At 69.7% G+C, this 17774-nt stretch carries 10 protein-coding genes; 1 reads left to right on the forward strand and 9 read right to left on the reverse strand.

Features of this window, described 5'->3' with window-relative positions; translation table 11 throughout:
• Positions 1-48 precede the first annotated feature (48 nt).
• The 7 genes from ACFQ9Z_RS07410 to ngcE form a co-directional block, all read right to left on the reverse strand.
• Entirely contained in the window at positions 49-1362 is a 1314-nt protein-coding gene (locus ACFQ9Z_RS07410; RefSeq protein ID WP_383012241.1) for a sugar ABC transporter permease, read from the reverse strand.
• A complete protein-coding gene (locus tag ACFQ9Z_RS07415; RefSeq protein WP_174266236.1) occupies positions 1359-2150 on the reverse strand; it encodes an ATP-binding cassette domain-containing protein in 792 nt (263 codons plus the stop codon). The genes ACFQ9Z_RS07410 and ACFQ9Z_RS07415 overlap by 4 nt, the downstream gene beginning before the upstream one ends.
• A 217-nt stretch (positions 2151-2367) precedes the next feature.
• Positions 2368-3471 (reverse strand): substrate-binding domain-containing protein, encoded by a 1104-nt coding sequence (locus ACFQ9Z_RS07420; RefSeq protein ID WP_383013108.1) that lies wholly within the window; start codon positions 3469-3471, stop codon positions 2368-2370.
• Between the two features lie 133 nt (positions 3472-3604).
• A complete protein-coding gene (locus ACFQ9Z_RS07425) occupies positions 3605-4816 on the reverse strand; it encodes an ROK family protein (protein WP_383012245.1) in 1212 nt (403 codons plus the stop codon).
• Positions 4817-5335: 519 nt separating this feature from the next.
• A complete protein-coding gene (locus ACFQ9Z_RS07430; protein WP_383012248.1) occupies positions 5336-6259 on the reverse strand; it encodes a carbohydrate ABC transporter permease in 924 nt (307 codons plus the stop codon).
• 4 nt (positions 6260-6263) lie between these two features.
• Complete coding sequence (locus ACFQ9Z_RS07435; RefSeq protein WP_383012251.1) at positions 6264-7190, reverse strand: carbohydrate ABC transporter permease; 927 nt, start codon at positions 7188-7190, stop codon at positions 6264-6266.
• A 60-nt stretch (positions 7191-7250) separates the two neighbouring features.
• Entirely contained in the window at positions 7251-8696 is a 1446-nt protein-coding gene (gene ngcE / locus ACFQ9Z_RS07440; RefSeq protein WP_143630744.1) for an N-acetylglucosamine/diacetylchitobiose ABC transporter substrate-binding protein, read from the reverse strand.
• Between the two features lie 340 nt (positions 8697-9036).
• Between ngcE and ACFQ9Z_RS07445 the strand changes: the two genes are divergently transcribed.
• Positions 9037-12840 carry a GH92 family glycosyl hydrolase gene (locus ACFQ9Z_RS07445; protein WP_383012256.1) on the forward strand — a complete coding sequence of 1268 codons (3804 nt, stop codon included), beginning with the start codon at positions 9037-9039 and terminating at the stop codon, positions 12838-12840.
• 62 nt (positions 12841-12902) lie between these two features.
• Here ACFQ9Z_RS07445 and ACFQ9Z_RS07450 read toward each other — a convergent pair whose 3' ends face one another.
• Positions 12903-16169, reverse strand: coding sequence for a GH92 family glycosyl hydrolase (locus tag ACFQ9Z_RS07450; RefSeq protein ID WP_383012259.1), 3267 nt, complete (start codon positions 16167-16169; stop codon positions 12903-12905).
• A 347-nt stretch (positions 16170-16516) separates the two neighbouring features.
• On the reverse strand, positions 16517-17611 hold the full coding sequence (locus ACFQ9Z_RS07455; protein WP_383012262.1) for a lytic polysaccharide monooxygenase: 1095 nt from the start codon (positions 17609-17611) through the stop codon (positions 16517-16519).
• Positions 17612-17774 lie beyond the last annotated feature (163 nt).

Consider the following 17774-nt stretch of genomic DNA (forward strand, 5'->3'; position numbering starts at 1 on the left):
CAGTGCCCGGCACCTTCCGGGTGCCGGGCACTGGTTCGAGCCAGGACGCTACGCGCGGCCCGCGGTCTTCTGCGTCTTGCGGGTGACGGAGTCGATGACCACGGTGGTCAGCAGCACCGCCGCGGTGATCATGTACTTCACCGGCTCGGCGATGGACTCGAGCTGGAGACCGTACTGGATGGACACGATCACCAGCACACCCAGCAGGGCGTTCCAGGTGCGGCCGCGGCCGCCGAAGAGCGAGGTACCGCCGATGACGGCCGCCGCGATGGCGTTCATCAGCAGATCGCCGGTGCCGGCACTCTGGTTGGCGGAGGCGATCTTGGAGGCCAGGAACAGACCGCCGATGGCGGCGAACCCGCCGGAGATGCCGAACACGGAGATGCGCACCGCGGTGACGTTGATGCCCGCGCGCCGGGAGGCCTCGACGCTGCCGCCGAGCGCGAAGATCTTGCGGCCGTAGGAGGTGCGGCGCAGCAGGAAGTCGGTGCCGACCAGGAATGCGAGGAAGATCACCGTGGCCAGCGGCAGTCCCTTGTACTGGTTGTACATGTACGCCGCGGCGAAGGAGACCACGGCCAGCAGGACGGTGCGCAGGACCGTGTCGCTGAGCGGCCGGGACGGGACGCCCGCGGCCTCGCGGCGCCGGTTGCCGAGGAAGGAGCTGACGAAGAACAGCACGACCACGACGAGGGCCAGGCCGTAGGCGGCGGCCAGGTCGGTGAAGGTGTACGTGGTCAGCTTGCCGATCAGGCCTTCGCTGTCGAGGTTGATCGTGCCGTCCTCGCCCAGCACCTTCAGCATGAAGCCGAGCCAGAACAGCAGACCGGCCAGGGTCACGGCGAAGGCGGGGGCGCCGAGCACCGCGAAGAAGAAGCCGTGCAGCGCGCCGATGAGGGCGCCGGCCGCGATGGCGACCAGTACGGCCACCCACTCGGGCCAGCCCTGGTTGACCGTGAGGACGGCCGCGAGGGCGCTCGCCGCGCCGCTGACCGAGCCGACCGACAGGTCGATCTCGCCGAGCAGGAGCACGAAGACGATGCCGACGGAGATCATGCCCGTGCCGACCATCGTGACCGTGATGTTGCTGATGTTCTGCGCGGAGAGGAACTCGGAGTTCAGGACCTGGAAGATGATGCAGATGATCGCGAGGCCCAGGACCACCGGGAGGGAACCCAGTTCGCCGGCCTTCATCTTCCGCTTGAACTCGCTCCAGTAGCCGAGCAGGCCCTGCTCGCGCACCAGCAGCCGGGGGTCGACCGCGGTGACCGCGGCGGTGGCCGCCTCGGGGTTCACGACGGGCGTGTCCCCGTCGGGCTCGGGCGTCTTGTCGACGTTCACGGAGGTCTTGTCGACGCTCACTTGGAAACCTCCCCGTTCGTGCGCGCCGCACGGCGGGTCACGGCGTTGTCGGTGGCGCCGGTGATGGCGGAGATGATCTCCTCCTGCGAGGTCGTCTTGACCTCGAAGACGCCGTTGTTGCGGCCGAGGCGCAGTACGGCGACCTTGTCCGCCACCGCCTTCACGTCCGCCATGTTGTGGCTGATGAGGATGACGGCGTGACCGCGCTCGCGCAGGCGCTCCACGAGGTCGAGGACCTGGGCGGTCTGCTCGACGCCGAGGGCGGCGGTGGGCTCGTCGAGGATGACCAGCTTGGGGTCGCCGAGCATCGAACGGGCGATGGCCACGGTCTGGCGCTGACCGCCGGAGAGCGAGGCGATCGGGATACGGACGCTGGGGATGCGGATCGACAGCGTGGTGAGCAGCTCGCGGGCGCGGCGCTCCATCTCGACCTCGTCCAGGACGCCGAACTTCTTCAGCTCACGGCCGAGGAAGAGGTTGCCGACGACGTCGATGTTGTCGCACAGCGCGAGGTCCTGGTAGACCGTCGCGATGCCCAGGGCCTGGGCGTCGTGCGGCCGGCTGATCGACACGGGCTTGCCGTCCCACTCGATGGCGCCCTCGTCGATGGGGTGCACGCCGGCGATCGTCTTGACCAGCGTGGACTTTCCGGCGCCGTTGTCGCCCACCAGGGCGACCACCTCACCGGCGTGGACCTCAAGCTCTACGTCGGTGAGCGCCTGAACGGCACCGAACCGCTTGGAGACCCCGCGCAACGCCAGCACGGGCGTAGCGGACACGTGAACCATCTCCTTCGCCGCCTGACCCGGCGGGAGGTTGTGCAGAAAAGTTGGGGGGCAGGGCCTGATCCGAAGATCAGGCCCTGAGTTCCGTCCGGCGCCCCGCGCCGAGCTTGCGGGGCTGTGTGAATGCGCGGGGCGCCGGAGGAGCCTGGGAGCACCCGGTCCGGCCCGGTACCGGCGTTCTCGACCGAACGCCGGTACGTGGGGCGGGAGGTGGTGCCGCTTACTTCAGGCCGAGCTTGTCGCAGGCGGACTTGTACTTGCCCGTGCAGATGTCGGCGACGGTGTAGACGCCGTCCTTGATGACGGTGTCGTTGATGTTGTCCTTGGTCAGCGCGGTGACCGGGACCAGCACCGAGGGGACGTCCTTGGCGGAGCCGGAGGAGACCTTGTCCTTGGCGACGGAGTCCAGGCTCTCGCCCTTGGCGAGGGCGACGGCCATCTCGGCGGCGGCCTCGGCCTCGGGGGCGTACGGCTTGTAGACGCTCATGTACTGCTCACCGGAGACGATGCGCTGCACACCGGCCAGCTCGGCGTCCTGGCCGGTGACCGGGACGGAGACGCCCGCGGCCTTCAGCGCGGTGATGATACCGCCGGCCATGCCGTCGTTCGCCGAGTAGACACCCGCGATCTTGCCCTTGCCGACCGCGGAGATCGCCGCCTCCATCTCGGAGTTGGCGTTGTCCGGCGACCACTCCTTGGTGTCGTACTCCTTGGCGATGGTGACCTTGCCGTCGAGGACGGAGTGCGCGCCCTTCTTGAACTGGGCGGCGTTCGGGTCGGTGACCGAGCCGTTGACCATGACGATCTTGGAGGACTTGGTGGCCTTGCTGCCCAGCGCCTTCAGCAGGGCCTCGCCCTGGGTCTTGCCGACCTCCTCGTTGTCGAACGAGGTGTAGGCGCTGATCGGGCCCTCGGCGAGACGGTCGTACGCGACGACCTTGATGCCGGCGTCCTTGGCCTTCTGGACCGAGTTCTGGATCGCCTTGGCGTCCACCGCGTCCAGGATCAGCACGTCCACCTTGTTGGTGATCATGGTGTCGACCTGCTGGGCCTGCAGGTTCGCGTCCTGGCGGGCGTTGTTGTACTGGATCTCCGCCTTGTTGTTCGTCAGCTCCTGGATCTTCTTCGTGATCAGGGGCTTGTCGAACTTCTCGTAGCGGGCGGTCTTGTTCTCCGGAAGCAGGAGACCGACCTTGATGTTGTCGCCCTTCTTGGCGGAGGACGCCGAAGAGCTGTCGCCTCCCTTGGACTCCTTGGCACTGCCACAGGCGGCCAGCGAGACGGCCATCGCACCAGCGGCAACGGCAACGGCGGCACGACGCATACGCGTGTTCACTCTGTAAACCTCCCTGACGAGGCCGCGTCGTTGCGGCCGAGGTGGCTGGAAGTCAACTCGGCCACGCGTGCGACGTCAAGAAGTAAATCCTTAACGAGATGGCAACGGTGCCATCCGTTCTCTAAGTGAAGGCAGGAGTGGCCGCCGCGAGCGTGCCCGCGGCAGATCCGTCCAGAAGGGTCGAATCGCCCATCTCGCTGAGCGCGAGGGCGAGCGCTCCGAGCACCTCCGCACGGCCCCCAAGTGCCCCGGGAAGAACGGACAGTTGGCGCGCCGCGCTGGGGATCGCGTAGCGGCCGACGGACTCCCTGATGGGCCCGAGGACGAGCTCTCCGGCCTCGGCGAGATCACCACCGAGGACCACCCGGCTCGGGTTCAGCAGATTGCAGAGGTTGGCCACTCCACTGCCGATGTGGCGGCCGACGTCGGCGATCACCCGACGACAGCCCGGGTCTCCGTCCCTGGCCAGCCGTACGACGCCTTCCAAGGTCAGGTCGGCGCCGTGGCTGGGCTGGAGCAGCGGAAGCACGTAACGCGCGGCCGTGAACGTCTCCAGGCAGCCGCGGTTTCCGCATCGGCAGACCGGGCCGGATTCATCGAGTGTAATATGTCCGATTTCGCCAGCCGTGCCGCCCGGGCCGCGGTAGATCTTCCCGTTGATCACGAGACCGGCGCCCACACCGCTGGCGACCTTGATGTACGCCAGGTCGCGGACGCCCTTGCCGCTGCCCCAGACCAGCTCGCCGAGCGCGCCGAGGTTGGCGTCGTTGTCCACGTGCACGGGCACGCCGAGCCGCTCGCGCAGCTCCTCGGCGGGCTTGGTGCCGGTCCAGCCCGGCAGGATCGCGGTGGACCCCAGGGTCCCCGACTCCACGTCGATCGGACCGGGCACGCCGAGCCCCACGCCGGCCACCTTGGTCCGGTCCACGCCGGTGGCCGCGATCAGCCGGTTGACCAGCTCCTCGGCCCGGTCGAAGCCCTGTGCGGAGGAGGCGTCCACGTCCAGCGGCTCGGACTCCTCGGCCAGCACCTGGTGCGCGAGGTTCCCGATCGCGACGCGCAGGTGGGTGTGCCCGAAGTCCACGCCGATCACGATGCCGGCGTCCCCGCTCAGCGAGACGCTGCGGGCCCGCCGCCCGCCCGCCGACGTGGGCGTGACCTCGACGGTTCCGCCGTCCTTCAGCTCCCGCACGATGTTGGAGACCGTCGCGGCGGACAGGCCGGTCGTCCGTGCGATCTCCGCCTGCGTGAGCGACCCGGCAAGCCGCACTGCCCGCACGACTCGTTCCAGGTTGGCTCGGTGCAGCGACGACTGCGACCCCGGAGTCTCCATCGACCCATCCACTCCCGCCATCGGCCGGGCGGCCCCAGTGCCGCCCGTGGCCCAGGTCACATCTGCGGAACCGGGCCACTTACAAGTTATGAACTCCAAGCTCGGCTGTACGGGTTACCGCAGTCAAGTCCTTGACGGAAATCGCTCTCGCTTCCCTGGTCGCGCCGAGGACACCCCGACGACATGTACAGGCCACCCGCGAGCAGGGCGGACGGGGGCCGCGGCGGGTGTTGCGGGAGGGGCGGGCGACGGCGCGGCGGGTCGCCGCCGGCTTCCCCGCGAGCGTTCAGCCGCGGAATCCGGCGGACCGGCCCCGTTACCCGGCCGTGACCCGCTGCGGCGCCGGTCCGCGGGACGGAGGTGCGAATCGCGAGTGCGAAGAGCGCGCGCCGGCCCAGGGGCGCGGGAGGTCCGCCGCGGCTGGGCCGGACGGGTGAGGCGGAGGTCCGGGGGCGGCGGGCAGACGGACGGGCCCGGGCCTCCCCCGCGGGAGGTCCGGGCCCGTGCGCGGACCTGCCGCTACTTCAGGGCGCCCGCCGTGAGCCCCGCCACCACCTGGCGCTGGAAGACGATGTACGCCGCCAGGACCGGCAGCATGGCCATCACCAGGCCGGCGAAGAGACCGGACCAGTCGCCCTTGTACCCCTGGCTGACCGCGAGCTGCACCAGGCCCTGGGTGAGGACGCGCTTGTCGGGGTCGGTGTTGAGGACCGTGGGCAGCATGTACTGGTTCCACTGGCCGAGGAAGTTGAAGATGCCGACGCTGATCAGACCCGGCTTGGCCATCGGCAGCATGATCTGGAAGAACGTACGCGTGTGCGAGGCGCCGTCCACGAAGGCCGCTTCGGCCACCGAGGTGGGCAGGGTGCGGAAGAACGCCGTCAGGAAGAACACCGTGAACGGCAGCGAGTACGCGATGTAGACCAGGATCAGGCCGTGGATGGTGTTCAGCAGGCCCATGTTGTTCACCACGTAGAACAGCGGGACCAGCGCCAGCATGATCGGGAAGCTCATGCCGCCGATGAACAGGAAGTAGATGAAGCGGTTGCCGGGGAAGTCGAAGCGGGCCAGGACGTAGGCCGCCATGGAGCCGAGCACCAGGGTGCCGATGAGTGAACCGCCGACCACCAGGACCGTGTTCAGGAAGTAGTCGCTCATGTTGGCCTGGGTCCAGGCCCTCGACCAGTTGTCGAAGTGCAGCCGGTCCGGCAGCGACCAGGGCGAGCCGAAGATGGAGGCGTCGTCCTTGAAGGACGTCATCACCGCCCACAGCAGCGGCAGGACCACCATGATCGCCCACAGGACCAGCATGCCGTGGGAGAAGACGTTGAGGACGGAGCCCTCCTTCTTCTGCACGGCCGGCCGCGCCGGCGCCACGTCGACCTTCGACACGGTCGCGCCGGACTCGGCCGGCAGCGGTGCGGGGGTCTCGGTCGTCTTCATCGCTTCAGTACTCCAGCCGCTCGCGACGGCCCAGCCGCATCACGATCGCCGCGAAGGCGAGCGTGACCACGAGGAGGGCGACGCCGATGGTGGTGGCGTAGGCGGCCTGACCGTCCCGGAACGCCTTCTGGTACACGTACAGGACCATCACGGTGGTCGAGTAGTCGGGGCCGCCGGGCCCGGTCGTCATGATCTGGACGACCGCGAAGGACTCGGCGCCGAGCGCGAGGATGCCCATGTAGACCCAGCCGGACTGCACGGTGTCCCACAGCAGCGGCAGGGTGATGCGGAAGAACGTGGTGAAGCGGCTCGCCCCGTCGAGCAGGGCCGCCTCGTACATCTCGGCCGGGATCGACGCCATGCCGGCCGAGAACAGCACCACGAAGAAGCCGACCGTGGACCACACCAGCACGGCCATCACGCACCACAGGGCGAGGTTCGGATCACCCAGCCACAGGGGCTGGACGCTGTCGAGACCGATTCCGCGCAGGAACGAGTTGATGGCGCCGCTGTCCGGGTTGTAGGCGAAGGCGAAAAGCAGCGCGACGATCGCGATCGACAGCACCTGCGGGAAGAAGTAGACGATCTTGTAGAACCCGGAGCCGCGGACTCCGGAAATCACCGGGCCGCCCCGCCGGCGCCGTCCGCCCACATTGATCATGAAGGCGAAGAACAGCGCCAGGCCGATCGTCACCAGCGGCAGGACCAGCGCGAAGAGCAGGCTGTGCTGCAACGACTTCCAGAAGATGTCGTCGTCGAACATCCTCCGGTAGTTGTCGAAGCCGACCATCTTGAATTCGGGACTCAGTCCGGTCCAGTCCGTGAACGAATAGTAGATGGACTGGATGAAGGGCCATACGACGAAAAGCGCGTAGAGCCCGAGGGGTACCGCGAGGAACCCCACGATGAACCGGTACTTGCCGTGCTGCATTACTGCCGACCCCGATCTCCGGTCAGGTGCTGCCGCTGGTGACGAACCCTCACTTCGGGCCTACTGGTGCTTGTAGTGCTTGATCGACGTGTCCTTCGCGGCCTCGTCGGCGAAGCCCTGGATCTTCTTGATGGCCTCCGCCGGCGTGAGGCGGCCGGCCATCATCTCGCCGAGCCCGGCCACACCGATCTTCTCCTTCTGCAGCTGCACGTACCAGTCCTGCAGACGCGGATTCACCACGTTGGCTCCGGCCTTGTCCAGCGCCGCCACGCCGGACTTCAGGCCGGGGGTGAGGGAGATGCCGTCGGTGCCGCCGTTGAAGGCGGTCAGCGACTTCACCTTGGAGGTGAAGTTCTTCGAGGAGGCCTCGGAGAGCATGATGCGCAGCTGCTCCATGCCCCCCTCGGAGTTCGCCGCCTTGGCCGGCACCACGAAGGGCTCGCCGCCGGACGCCCAGATGGTGCCGAAGGGCATCTTGTCGGAGCCGTCGAGACCGGTGGGCGCGGAGACGGCGAGGTTGAAGTCGGCCGGGATGACGTTGGCCGACTCGTTCTCCACCCAGGAGCCGTTCGGGATGAACAGCGCCTTGCCCTTGGCCCACGCCGTCTGCGACTGGATGTGGTCCAGGCCCGGGGTGCCCTTGAGGACGTAGCCCTTCTTGTAGAGCTCGTAGTAGGCCTCGAAGCAGGCCTTGACGGCCGGGTGCTTCCAGGCGTTCGGCTCCAGGTTGTCGATGGCGTCCAGCACCTCGCGGCCGCCGACCTTGCCGATCATCGGGTACAGCGAGAAGGGCAGGTAGTACGGGTACTTGCCCGCGTACGTCCAGCCCGCCATGCCCTTCTTCTTCGCCTTCTCGCAGACCTTGAGCATCTCGTCCCAGGTCTCCGGGTACTTCTCGTCCAGCGAGTCCAGGGCCTTCTGGGAGTACCAGACGCCGTAGACCGTGTAGGCGTAGTACAGGATCCAGACCTTGTCGCCGTCGAACTGGCCCATCTCCACGATGCCCGGGCGCAGCGTGTCGCGGACCTTCTTGCCCGGGTCGTCGTAAGACGGCGCGTCCAGCAGCGGGGTGAGGTCCGCGAGCTGGTTCTTGCCGACGAGCACGCCCATGTCCATCTGCTCGGCGCCGGAGTTGTCGATGAGGTCCGGCGGGTTGCCCTGGTTGAAGCGGGGCTGCAGGGTGGACTGGATCTTCTGGGTGGCGGAGAACTTCACCGTGGCCTTGGGGAAGTCCTTCTGGTAGATCTTCACCGCGTCCTGGGCGTACTCCTTGCCGAAGCCGCCGTCGAAGAGGACGAACTCCATCTTCGCGCCGTCGTTGACGCCGAGCGGGTTCTTCGCGGTCTTCTTGCCCGCCTTCGCTTTGTCCTGTCCGTCGCCGCCGCTGCTCGCGCAGGCGGACAGCAGGCCCATTCCGGGGGCGGCCACCAGGCCGAGCGCAGCGGAACGCTTGATCAGATCGCGACGGCCGACGCCCTCGCCACCGTGGTGCGCAGTGGATCCCATGCTCAAGTCCTCGCCTTCTCCAGGACTCAGGCGGTGAACCGGATCCTCCCCGGCACCGCTGTCGGGTAGTGCAGGGTCATGCGGGAAACGCCGACAGGTATAGTCCACTTCCCGCCAGCGGAGCAAGATCGAATGCAAGGTTCGCGATGGGTCTTTTCCGAGTTGAGACCTCCCGGAAATATGAACGCCCTGTGGGCGCCCTGCCGGAAAAAGTCGCGACATAAGGCCCTGAATGCCACGGCCAACACCCTTGACATCAAGGGCCACTTGACCACCTACTGGTTCCTGCGCATCGAGCTGACAACGTTGTCCGGAGTGAGCGCAGGAGGGGAAGCTGTAGATGCAGCGCAGAAGTCGACTCAGAAACGGTCCGGCGGTCGTGCTCACGGCCGCCTTCGTCATGGCCGTCGGCACCCAGGGCGCGGCGGTCGCCCTGCCGGCGAAGGCACCGGCCGCCGACCGGGAGTTCGCATCCTCGTTCGAGGCGGGCGACCCGGCGCCCGACTGGCTGAACACCGTGGACACGGCGGCGGACGGGGGCAGACGCGCCTCGGGCGTGGACGGCGGCTACAGCACCGGCATCCCGGGCAACGTCACCGACCACGTGACCGAGGTCCGGGCCAGCGCGGAGAACACGGGCGCGGGCGAGGTGAAGGAGAACCTCGTCGACGGCGAGCCCGGCACCAAGTGGCTGGCCTTCCAGTCCACCGGCTGGGTCGAGTTCGACCTGGACAAGCCGGTCAAGCTGGTGACGTACGCGCTCACTTCGGCCAACGACTACGCCGAGCGGGACCCGAAGGACTGGACGCTCCAGGGCTCGGCGGACGGCAAGGACTGGAAGACGCTCGACACCCGCTCGGGTGAGAGCTTCAAGGAGCGGTTCCAGACGAAGAAGTACGATCTGGCCGAGCCCGCCGAGTACCAGCACTTCCGCCTCGACGTGAGCGCGAACAACGGCGCCTCGGGCATCCTGCAACTCGCCGACGTGCAGTTCTCCACCGGCGGCGGCGACGCCCCGGTGCCCCAGGACATGCTCTCCCTGGTGGACAAGGGACCGGCCGGCTCGCCCACGGCCAAGGCCGGCGCCGGATTCACCGGAAAGCGTGCCCTGCGCTACGCCGGACGGCACACGGCGGCCGGGCGGGCGTACTCGTACAACAAGGTCTTCGACGTCAACGTGCGGGTGAGCGGCGACACCCAGCTCTCCTACCGGGTCTTCCCTTCGATGGCCGACGGCGACCGCGACTACGACGCCACCAACGTCGCCGTCGACCTGGCCTTCACCGACGGGACCTACCTCAGCGACCTGGGCGCCACCGACCAGCACGGCTTCGCGCTGACGCCGCGCGGCCAGGGCGCGGCGAAGGCGCTGTACGTCAACCAGTGGAACAACGTGGCCTCCCGGATCGGCTCGGTGGCGGCCGGCAAGACGGTGGACCGGATACTGGTGGCCTACGACTCGCCCGACGGCCCGGCGAAGTTCCGCGGCTGGATAGACGACGTCGCCCTGAAGCGGGTGGCGCCCGAGAAGCCCAGGGCGCACCTGTCGGACTACGCGCTGACCACCCGCGGCACCAACTCCAGCGGCAGCTTCTCGCGCGGCAACAACTTCCCGGCGACGGCCGTCCCGCACGGCTTCAACTTCTGGACGCCGGTGACCAACGCGTCTTCGCTGAGCTGGCTCTACGAGTACGCACATGCGAACAACGACGACAACCTGCCGACGATCCAGGCGTTCAGCGCGAGCCACGAGCCGAGCCCCTGGATGGGCGACCGGCAGACCTTCCAGCTCATGCCGTCGGCCGCCGCCGGCACCCCGGACACCGGCCGCGCGGCGCGCGGGCTGGCCTTCCGGCACGAGAACGAGACCGCACGGCCGTACTACTACGGCGTCCGGTTCGAGAACGGGCTGAAGGCCGAGATAGCCCCGACCGACCACGCGGCCGCGCTGCGCTTCACCTACCCGGGTGACGACGCGAGCGTGGTGTTCGACAACGTGACCGAACAGGCCGGCCTGACGCTGGACAAGGAGCACGGCGTCGTCACCGGCTACTCGGACGTGAAGTCGGGCCTGTCCACGGGCGCGACCCGGCTGTTCGTGTACGGCCGGTTCGACAAGCCGGTGACCGGCGGCGACTCCAGCGGGGTGAAGGGCTTCCTGCGCTTCGACGCGGGCGCCGACCGCACGGTCGGCCTGCGGCTGGCGACCTCGCTGATCAGCGTGGACCAGGCGAAGGACAACCTGGCGCAGGAGATCCCGGACGGCACGTCCTTCGGCACCGTCGAGGCGCGGGCCCAGCGGACCTGGGACGAGCTGCTCGGCAAGGTCGAGGTGGAGGGCGCGACCCCGGACCAGCTCACCACGCTGTACTCCAGCATGTACCGGCTCTACCTGTACCCGAACTCGGGCTTCGAGAAGGTGGCCGGCAGGGACCAGTACGCCTCGCCCTTCTCCCCCATGCCGGGCCCGGACACCCCGACGCACACCGGCGCGAAGATCGTCGACGGCAAGGTGTACGTGAACAACGGCTTCTGGGACACCTACCGGACCACCTGGCCCGCGTACTCGTTCCTGACCCCGTCGCAGGCCGGTGAGATGGTCGACGGGTTCGTGCAGCAGTACAAGGACGGCGGCTGGACCTCCCGCTGGTCCTCCCCCGGCTACGCCGACCTGATGACCGGCACCTCCTCGGACGTCGCGTTCGCCGACGCGTACGTCAAGGGCGTGAAGTTCGACGCGAAGGCGGCCTACGACGCGGCGGTCAAGAACGCCACGGTCGTCCCGCCCTCCTCGGGCGTGGGACGCAAGGGCATGAGCACCTCGCCGTTCCTCGGCTACACCAGCACCGACACCCACGAGGGCCTGTCGTGGGCGATGGAGGGCTACGTCAACGACTACGGCATCGCCAGGATGGGCGAGGCCCTGTACAAGAAGACGGGCGAGAAGCACTACAAGGAGGAGTCGGAGTACTTCCTCAACCGCGCCCGGGACTACGTGAACCTCTTCGACTCCAAGGCGGGCTTCTTCCAGGGCCGTGACGCCAAGGGCGACTGGCGTCTGGACTCCTCCAAGTACGACCCGCGCGTGTGGGGCTACGACTACACGGAGACCAACGGCTGGGGCTACGCCTTCACCGCCCCGCAGGACAGCCGGGGCCTGGCCAACCTGTACGGCGGCCGGCAGGGCCTCGCGGACAAGCTCGACGAGTACTTCGCCACACCCGAGACGGCCTCCCCGGACTACGTCGGCTCCTACGGCGGCGTCATCCACGAGATGACCGAGGCGCGCGACGTCCGGATGGGCATGTACGGCCACTCCAACCAGGTCGCGCACCACGTCACCTACATGTACGACGCGGCCGGTGAGCCCTGGAAGGCGCAGGGGTACGTGCGCGAGGCGCTGTCCCGGCTCTACACGGGCAGCGAGATCGGCCAGGGCTACCACGGCGACGAGGACAACGGCGAGCAGTCGGCCTGGTACCTGTTCTCCTCGCTGGGCTTCTACCCGCTGGTCATGGGCGGCGGCGAGTACGCCATCGGCTCCCCGCTGTTCAAGAAGGCGACCGTGCACCTGGAGAACGGCCGCGACCTGGTGATCAAGGCCCCGCACAACAGCGCGAAGAACGTGTACGTGCAGGGCGTGAAGGTCAACGGCAGCCCCTGGACGTCGACCGCGCTGCCGCACTCCCTGCTGTCCAAGGGCGGGGAGCTGGAGTTCTTCATGGGGTCCAAGCCCTCGACGTGGGGCACCGGTGCGAAGGCGGCCCCGGTCTCCGTCACCCAGGACGACAAGGTGCCGGCTCCGCGCGCGGACGTGCTGAAGGGCGACGGCGCCCTGTTCGACAACACGTCGGCGACGAGCGCGACCATCACCACGGTGGACCTGCCGGCCGCGGACGGCGCCAAGCCGGTCCAGTACACGCTGACCTCGGCGGCGGACCGCACGAAGGCGCCGGCCGGCTGGACCCTGCAGGGGTCCGCGGACGGCAGGACCTGGAAGACGCTGGACCACCGCTCCGGCGAATCGTTCCGTTGGGACCGGCAGACCAGGGCGTTCACCATCGCCGCCCCGGGCGCCTACGCGAAGTACCGCCTGGTCCTCGACGGTGAGGCGACGCTGGCGGAGGTGGAGCTGCTGGGCTGACCGGCGCATCAGCGAAGGGGGCGGACCCGTTCGGGTCCGCCCCCTGTCGCGTGCGTGTGCGCTCAGCCGGTGGCCAGGGCGAAGACGTGCAGGTCGGTGTCGTGCGGGAGGGTCACGCTGCGGACGGCCCTGCCGTCCGGGGCGGTGACGGGCTTCGTGGCGAAGACGTAGGTCGCCACCGGATCCTTGTCCGCGCCCGCGACGTTGCGGTAGGCGGCCTTCGCGACCACCTCGTTGCCGTAGGCGACGGTGCCGCCCCCGCCGCCGACGGTCCAGTCGGTGAAGGCGAGGTCGACGGTGCCGGTGCTGCCGTCGGTGTAGGTGACGGTGGCCTTGGTCTGCTGGTTGCCGTTGACGGCGCTGCCGACGAAGGACAACCGGGCCGTGGGCTCGGGGAGTTCGATCGTCTGACCGGCGGCCGAGGCGTTGTCCGGGCGGCCGGCGGGCGAGTCGGGCCAGGTGAAGGTGAGACCGTCCACCGTGCCCCGGCCGCCCGGGGTCAGACCGGCCGCGGCGAGGGCCTGGCGGGAGTAGCTCCAGCCGCCGCCGTCGTAGTCGGCCTCGTCGTGGTCGCCCGCGTCGTCCGAGACGCCGGTGTTGTCGTAGGCGGCCAGCAGGGTGCCCGGGGCGGCCACGGTCAGGGAGACCGGCTGGTCGTAGGAGGTGTCGCCGGAGGTCACCGTGACCTCGACGTCGTAGAAGCCCTGGGCGGCGTTCTGGGCCGCGGTCAGGGTGATCCGCTGGGCGCCGCCGGTGACGGTGCCCTCGGCGGGCGTGGCGGTGACCCCGGCGGGGGCCTGGACCCGGAAGCGCACCTCGGGTCCGGTGCCGCCGCTCAGCGCCAGCGCGCGGATGCCGATGCCGGTGCTGTCACCCGGCGCGACGGTGGCGGTGGTGGGTCCGACGCCGATCTGGTACGGCTGCTCGCCCTCGCGGAAGGACGGCGGCGGCGAGGACGCGCCCCAGGCGGGGTCCGGGGTGGTGGACAGGGTGTAGTCCAGCCGGCCGCCGTCGCGGACGAAGGAGGCGGGCAGCCAGGGCCGGTCGCCGGCGCGGCCGTTGACCTTGAGGGACCGGACGTACGGGGCGTCAGCCGCAGCCCCGGCGGCGCGCACGGAGATGTCGTTGCCGTGCGGGCGGTCTATCTCCACCCGCTCGAACAGCGGTGAGGCGAGGACCAGTTCGGCGCGGGAGGGCACCTGCGGGTACATGCCGAGCGCGGAGAAGACGTACCAGGACGACATGGCGCCCAGGTCGTCGTTGCCCGGGATGCCGCCGGGACCGGTCGACCAGAGCTGCCGCATCGCGGCGCGGACGGTCTCCTGCGCCTTGTACGGGGCTCCGGCGTAGTCGTACAGGTAGGGCACGTTGATGGACGGCTCGTTGTCCAGCTCGGACTTGGCGCCGCCCCTGCCGGTCAGGGCCCAGCCCCCGTCGGCGTCGTGGAAGAAGGCGTCGAGCCGTTCGAGGGCCTTGCCGGTGCCGCCCATCGCGGCGAACAGCCCGGCCGGGTTGTGCTGGACCATCCAGGTGTACTGCGCGGCCGAGCCCTCCACGAAGCCGTTGCCCGTGTCGGGGGTGAAGCCGGTCACCCAGCTGCCGTCGGCCTTGCGGTTGGCGATGTAGCCGCCGTCCTGGCCGGCGGCGAGGTTGAAGTTGTTCTGCCACCACTGGGCCCGGCGGGCGAAGGTCTTCGCCGTGTCCTTCTCCCCCGCCGCCGCGGCCAGCTGGGCGAGGGAGAAGTCGGCGGTGGACATCTCCAGGGTCTCGGCGGCGCCGCCCCAGGCGTTGGAGACGCTCGGCATGTAGTGCAGCTTCAGGTACTTGTCGAGCGAGGGGCGCTGGCCCACCGACAGCACCGGCTTGCCGGCCGCCGACAGGTCCTGCGCCGTGGGCACGGTCGCCGCCTTCACCAGTGACTTCAGGGCGCCCTTCAGGTCGAAGCCGGTGCCGCCGAAGGCGCGGATGCCGGCCAGGGCGGTCGGCGCGGGGTCGCCGTTCATGACGTGGGTGCCGCTCGCGCCGTGCAGCCAGCGGTCCCAGACGCCGCCGTTCTGCCGGGCCAGCTCGTACAGCGACTGGGCGATGTCGGAACCCGTGTCCGGGTCCAGCAGGGTCAGCAGCTGCACCTGGTCGCGGTAGACGTCCCAGCCGGAGAAGGTGCCGTACTGCGCGCGGTGACCGCGGCCGGTGCGGTGCACCTCGCCGTCCGCGCCCCGGTAGCGGCCGTCGGCGTCGCTGATGACGTTGGGGTGCAGCAGGGAGTGGTAGAGCGCGGTGTAGAAGGTGGTCCGCTCGGCGTCCGTGCCGCCGCCGACCCGGACGGCGGCGAGGCGGTCCCGCCAGGCGCCGCGGGCCGCGCCGGCGACCGCGTCGAAGGACCGCTTATTCGGGTTCTCCGCCTTGAGGTTGGCCTCCGCGGCCGCCCGACTGACGTAGGAGATGCCGACCTTGACGTTCACCGGGCCGCTGCCGGGCGCGAACTCGACGTAGCCGCCGGCGCCCTTGCCCGCGACCGGCCGGCCGCCGTGCGAGAAGCCGCCGGTGCCGCCGCCGGCCTTGGTGGAGCCGGGCTGGAGCTTGTCGTCCTGCCAGGTTCCGGTGGCCTCGAAGGCGCGGTCGAAGCGGGCGGTGAAGTACAGGGTGTAGTAGGAGCGCCGGCCTTCCGGGTCGAGGTAGCCGCAGAAGTCGCCGGAGGTGACGGAGCCGGAGACGGTGCGGGTCGCGGGGTCGATGGTGACCGAGGAGTCCTCTGACCCCAGCTCGGAGTTGGCGGTGCGCACGAGCAGCGAGGCGGGCTTGTCCGCCGGGTAGGTGAAGCGGGCCGAGCCGGTGCGGGCGGTCGCCGTGAGGTCGGCGGTGACGCCGGACGCGAGGCCCACCTTGTAGTGCCCTGGCTCGGCGTGCTCGTCGGAGTGCCGGAAGTCCGAGGCGTACACGGCGTCCTCGGTGTCGCTCGCCGGGGAGGAGGTGACCTCGCCCGCGTACGGGAAGAACGGGATGTCGCCGCTGCCGCCCGCGCAGCCGGTGCCGGACATGTGGGTCAGGCTGAAGCCCCGGATGCGGGTGGCGTCGTACTGGTAGCCGCCGGGCGCGGCGGTGCGGGTGGCGTCGCCTCTGGTGTTCTCCGGGCTCCAGGAGAGCATGCCGAACGGCACCACGGCGCCCGGGAAGACGTTGCCGCCGTTCCTGGTGCCGATCAGCGGATCGACGTACGGGGTCGGGTCCTTGACGAGTTCGGGTGGTGCTGCGGTCGCCGCGAGGGCGGGGGTGGCACCGCCGGTCGCGAGGACCGCGGCCAGCAGCAGGGACGTGGGACGGAAACGCATGGGAACGCGGCCCTTCCTCGGGATGGACGGGTCGCGCACCACGGGTCGCACAAGCCGCAGGGACAGTAACGCGCGCCACCGGTGCCGCGGAAGACCGCGTGCGCCGGCCCGGGCCCGCCCCGGCGCCGCCCGGCCGGGCTGCCCCAAGTGGGTTGACATCGTTGTCCGTTGGCAGGGTAGAGTCATGTGCGGACCATAAGACAACGTTGTCGCGCTCCACTCGGTCGCGGCCGGGCCCGCGGGCCCGGCCATCACAAGCCAGCACCACCCGGACAGGGACCGAACCCCCCTCACCTGCCCGGCTCGCGGACCCGGTGCGTCACGTCACCGGGTCCGCCCAGAGCGGCTCAGCCGACCCTGCAGGGGAGGCTGGTGGAGTCGTCACCGCCGGAACCCTGGACCACGTAGCCGAACGTCGTGCTCTGTCCGGGGCTCAGCGAGCCGTTCCACCCGGCGTTGTGCACCATGACGTCCTGGCCCGTGTAGGTGGCGTCGCCGTTCCAGAGGCTGGCCACCGACTGGCCGGCGGGCAGGGTCCAGTCGACCATCCAGCCGAGCATCGGCACGCTCCCGGTGTTGGTCACGGTCACCTCGGACTGCTGTCCGCCGGACCAGGTGCCGGTGGTCCTGCGGGTGGCGGTGCAGGCGCCGGGCGGGGGCTCGCCGGGGACGCCCGGGTCGTGGACGCCGGTGACCTCCCCGTTGCCGCCGTCGAAGACGACGTCGGAGCAGGAGTAGAAGGTCTCGGCGCTGTCCGAGCGCTGCCACACCATGTAGACGATGTGCCGGCCGGTCTTGCCCGACGGCAGCCTGCCCGACCAGGAGTAGTCGGCGTCGACCGTGCCCGGGGTGCCGTTCAGCGGCGGGTGGTCGACGGTGAGGAACGGCTTGTCCTCCATCTCGGACCAGGTGAGCGGCTTGGCCGGGTCGTAGCCGTCCTTGGTGACGTACACGTAGAACCAGCCCGGGTGGGCGGCCCAGGCGTTGTAGGAGAAGTCGACCGTGGCGCCGGCGGTCAGATGGGTCACCGGCCAGTCGTCGCGGGCCAGGTCGAAGCCGGTGAAGTTGGGGTTCCCGCCGCTGCAGAGCTGCCCATCCGGCACGAAGCCGCGGGTGCGGCCCGCGCCGTCCGAGCGCAGGACGGAGAACCAGTTGTAGAAGGGGGTCGTGCCGCCGGCCTGCTGGGCCGCCTTGCAGGCCGGGTTCACGGCCTTGATCTCACCGGTGCCGGTGAGCGCGTCGCGCCAGCACAGGAAGGTGCGGCTGCCCGGCTTCATGGGGGTGCCGTGGGCCGCGGCCGGTGCGCCGGCGGCGAGCATCAGGCCGAGGGCGGGGAGAGTGGTCAGCAGGGCCAGGAGGACCAGGAACAGGCCTTGGCCCCGGGCCGGGCGCGGTAATCGCGGGCGCCCGGTGCGGCCGGGCGCGCTGACTGTCGCAGACATGACAGGTACACCTCCGACTGGGTCCGCGGGCACGCGGACGGGAGCGGGAAGGGGCGGGGAGGAGCGGATGGGCCGTGCGCGAGCGGGCGGAGCGGATGGAGCCGGACGGAGTGGGAGCGGACCCGGCCCGGCCGTGGCGGGTTCCGGTCCACCGGGGCCGCGC

Source organism: Streptomyces sp. NPDC056580, assembly GCF_042793175.1.
Taxonomy (GTDB): Bacteria; Actinomycetota; Actinomycetes; order Streptomycetales; family Streptomycetaceae; genus Streptomyces.

Excerpts from the sequence above, each read along its gene's own strand:
- ACFQ9Z_RS07415 (WP_174266236.1), bottom strand. The coding sequence starts at position 2,150 with ATGGTTCACGTGTCCGCTACGCCCGTGCTGGCGTTGCGCGGGGTCTCC.
- ACFQ9Z_RS07420 (WP_383013108.1), bottom strand. The coding sequence starts at position 3,471 with ATGCGTCGTGCCGCCGTTGCCGTTGCCGCTGGTGCGATGGCCGTCTCG.
- ACFQ9Z_RS07425 (WP_383012245.1), bottom strand. The coding sequence starts at position 4,816 with ATGGAGACTCCGGGGTCGCAGTCGTCGCTGCACCGAGCCAACCTGGAA.
- ACFQ9Z_RS07430 (WP_383012248.1), bottom strand. The coding sequence starts at position 6,259 with ATGAAGACGACCGAGACCCCCGCACCGCTGCCGGCCGAGTCCGGCGCG.
- ACFQ9Z_RS07435 (WP_383012251.1), bottom strand. The coding sequence starts at position 7,190 with ATGCAGCACGGCAAGTACCGGTTCATCGTGGGGTTCCTCGCGGTACCC.
- ngcE (WP_143630744.1), bottom strand. The coding sequence starts at position 8,696 with ATGGGATCCACTGCGCACCACGGTGGCGAGGGCGTCGGCCGTCGCGAT.
- ACFQ9Z_RS07445 (WP_383012256.1), top strand. The coding sequence starts at position 9,037 with ATGCAGCGCAGAAGTCGACTCAGAAACGGTCCGGCGGTCGTGCTCACG.
- ACFQ9Z_RS07450 (WP_383012259.1), bottom strand. The coding sequence starts at position 16,169 with ATGCGTTTCCGTCCCACGTCCCTGCTGCTGGCCGCGGTCCTCGCGACC.
- ACFQ9Z_RS07455 (WP_383012262.1), bottom strand. The coding sequence starts at position 17,611 with ATGTCTGCGACAGTCAGCGCGCCCGGCCGCACCGGGCGCCCGCGATTA.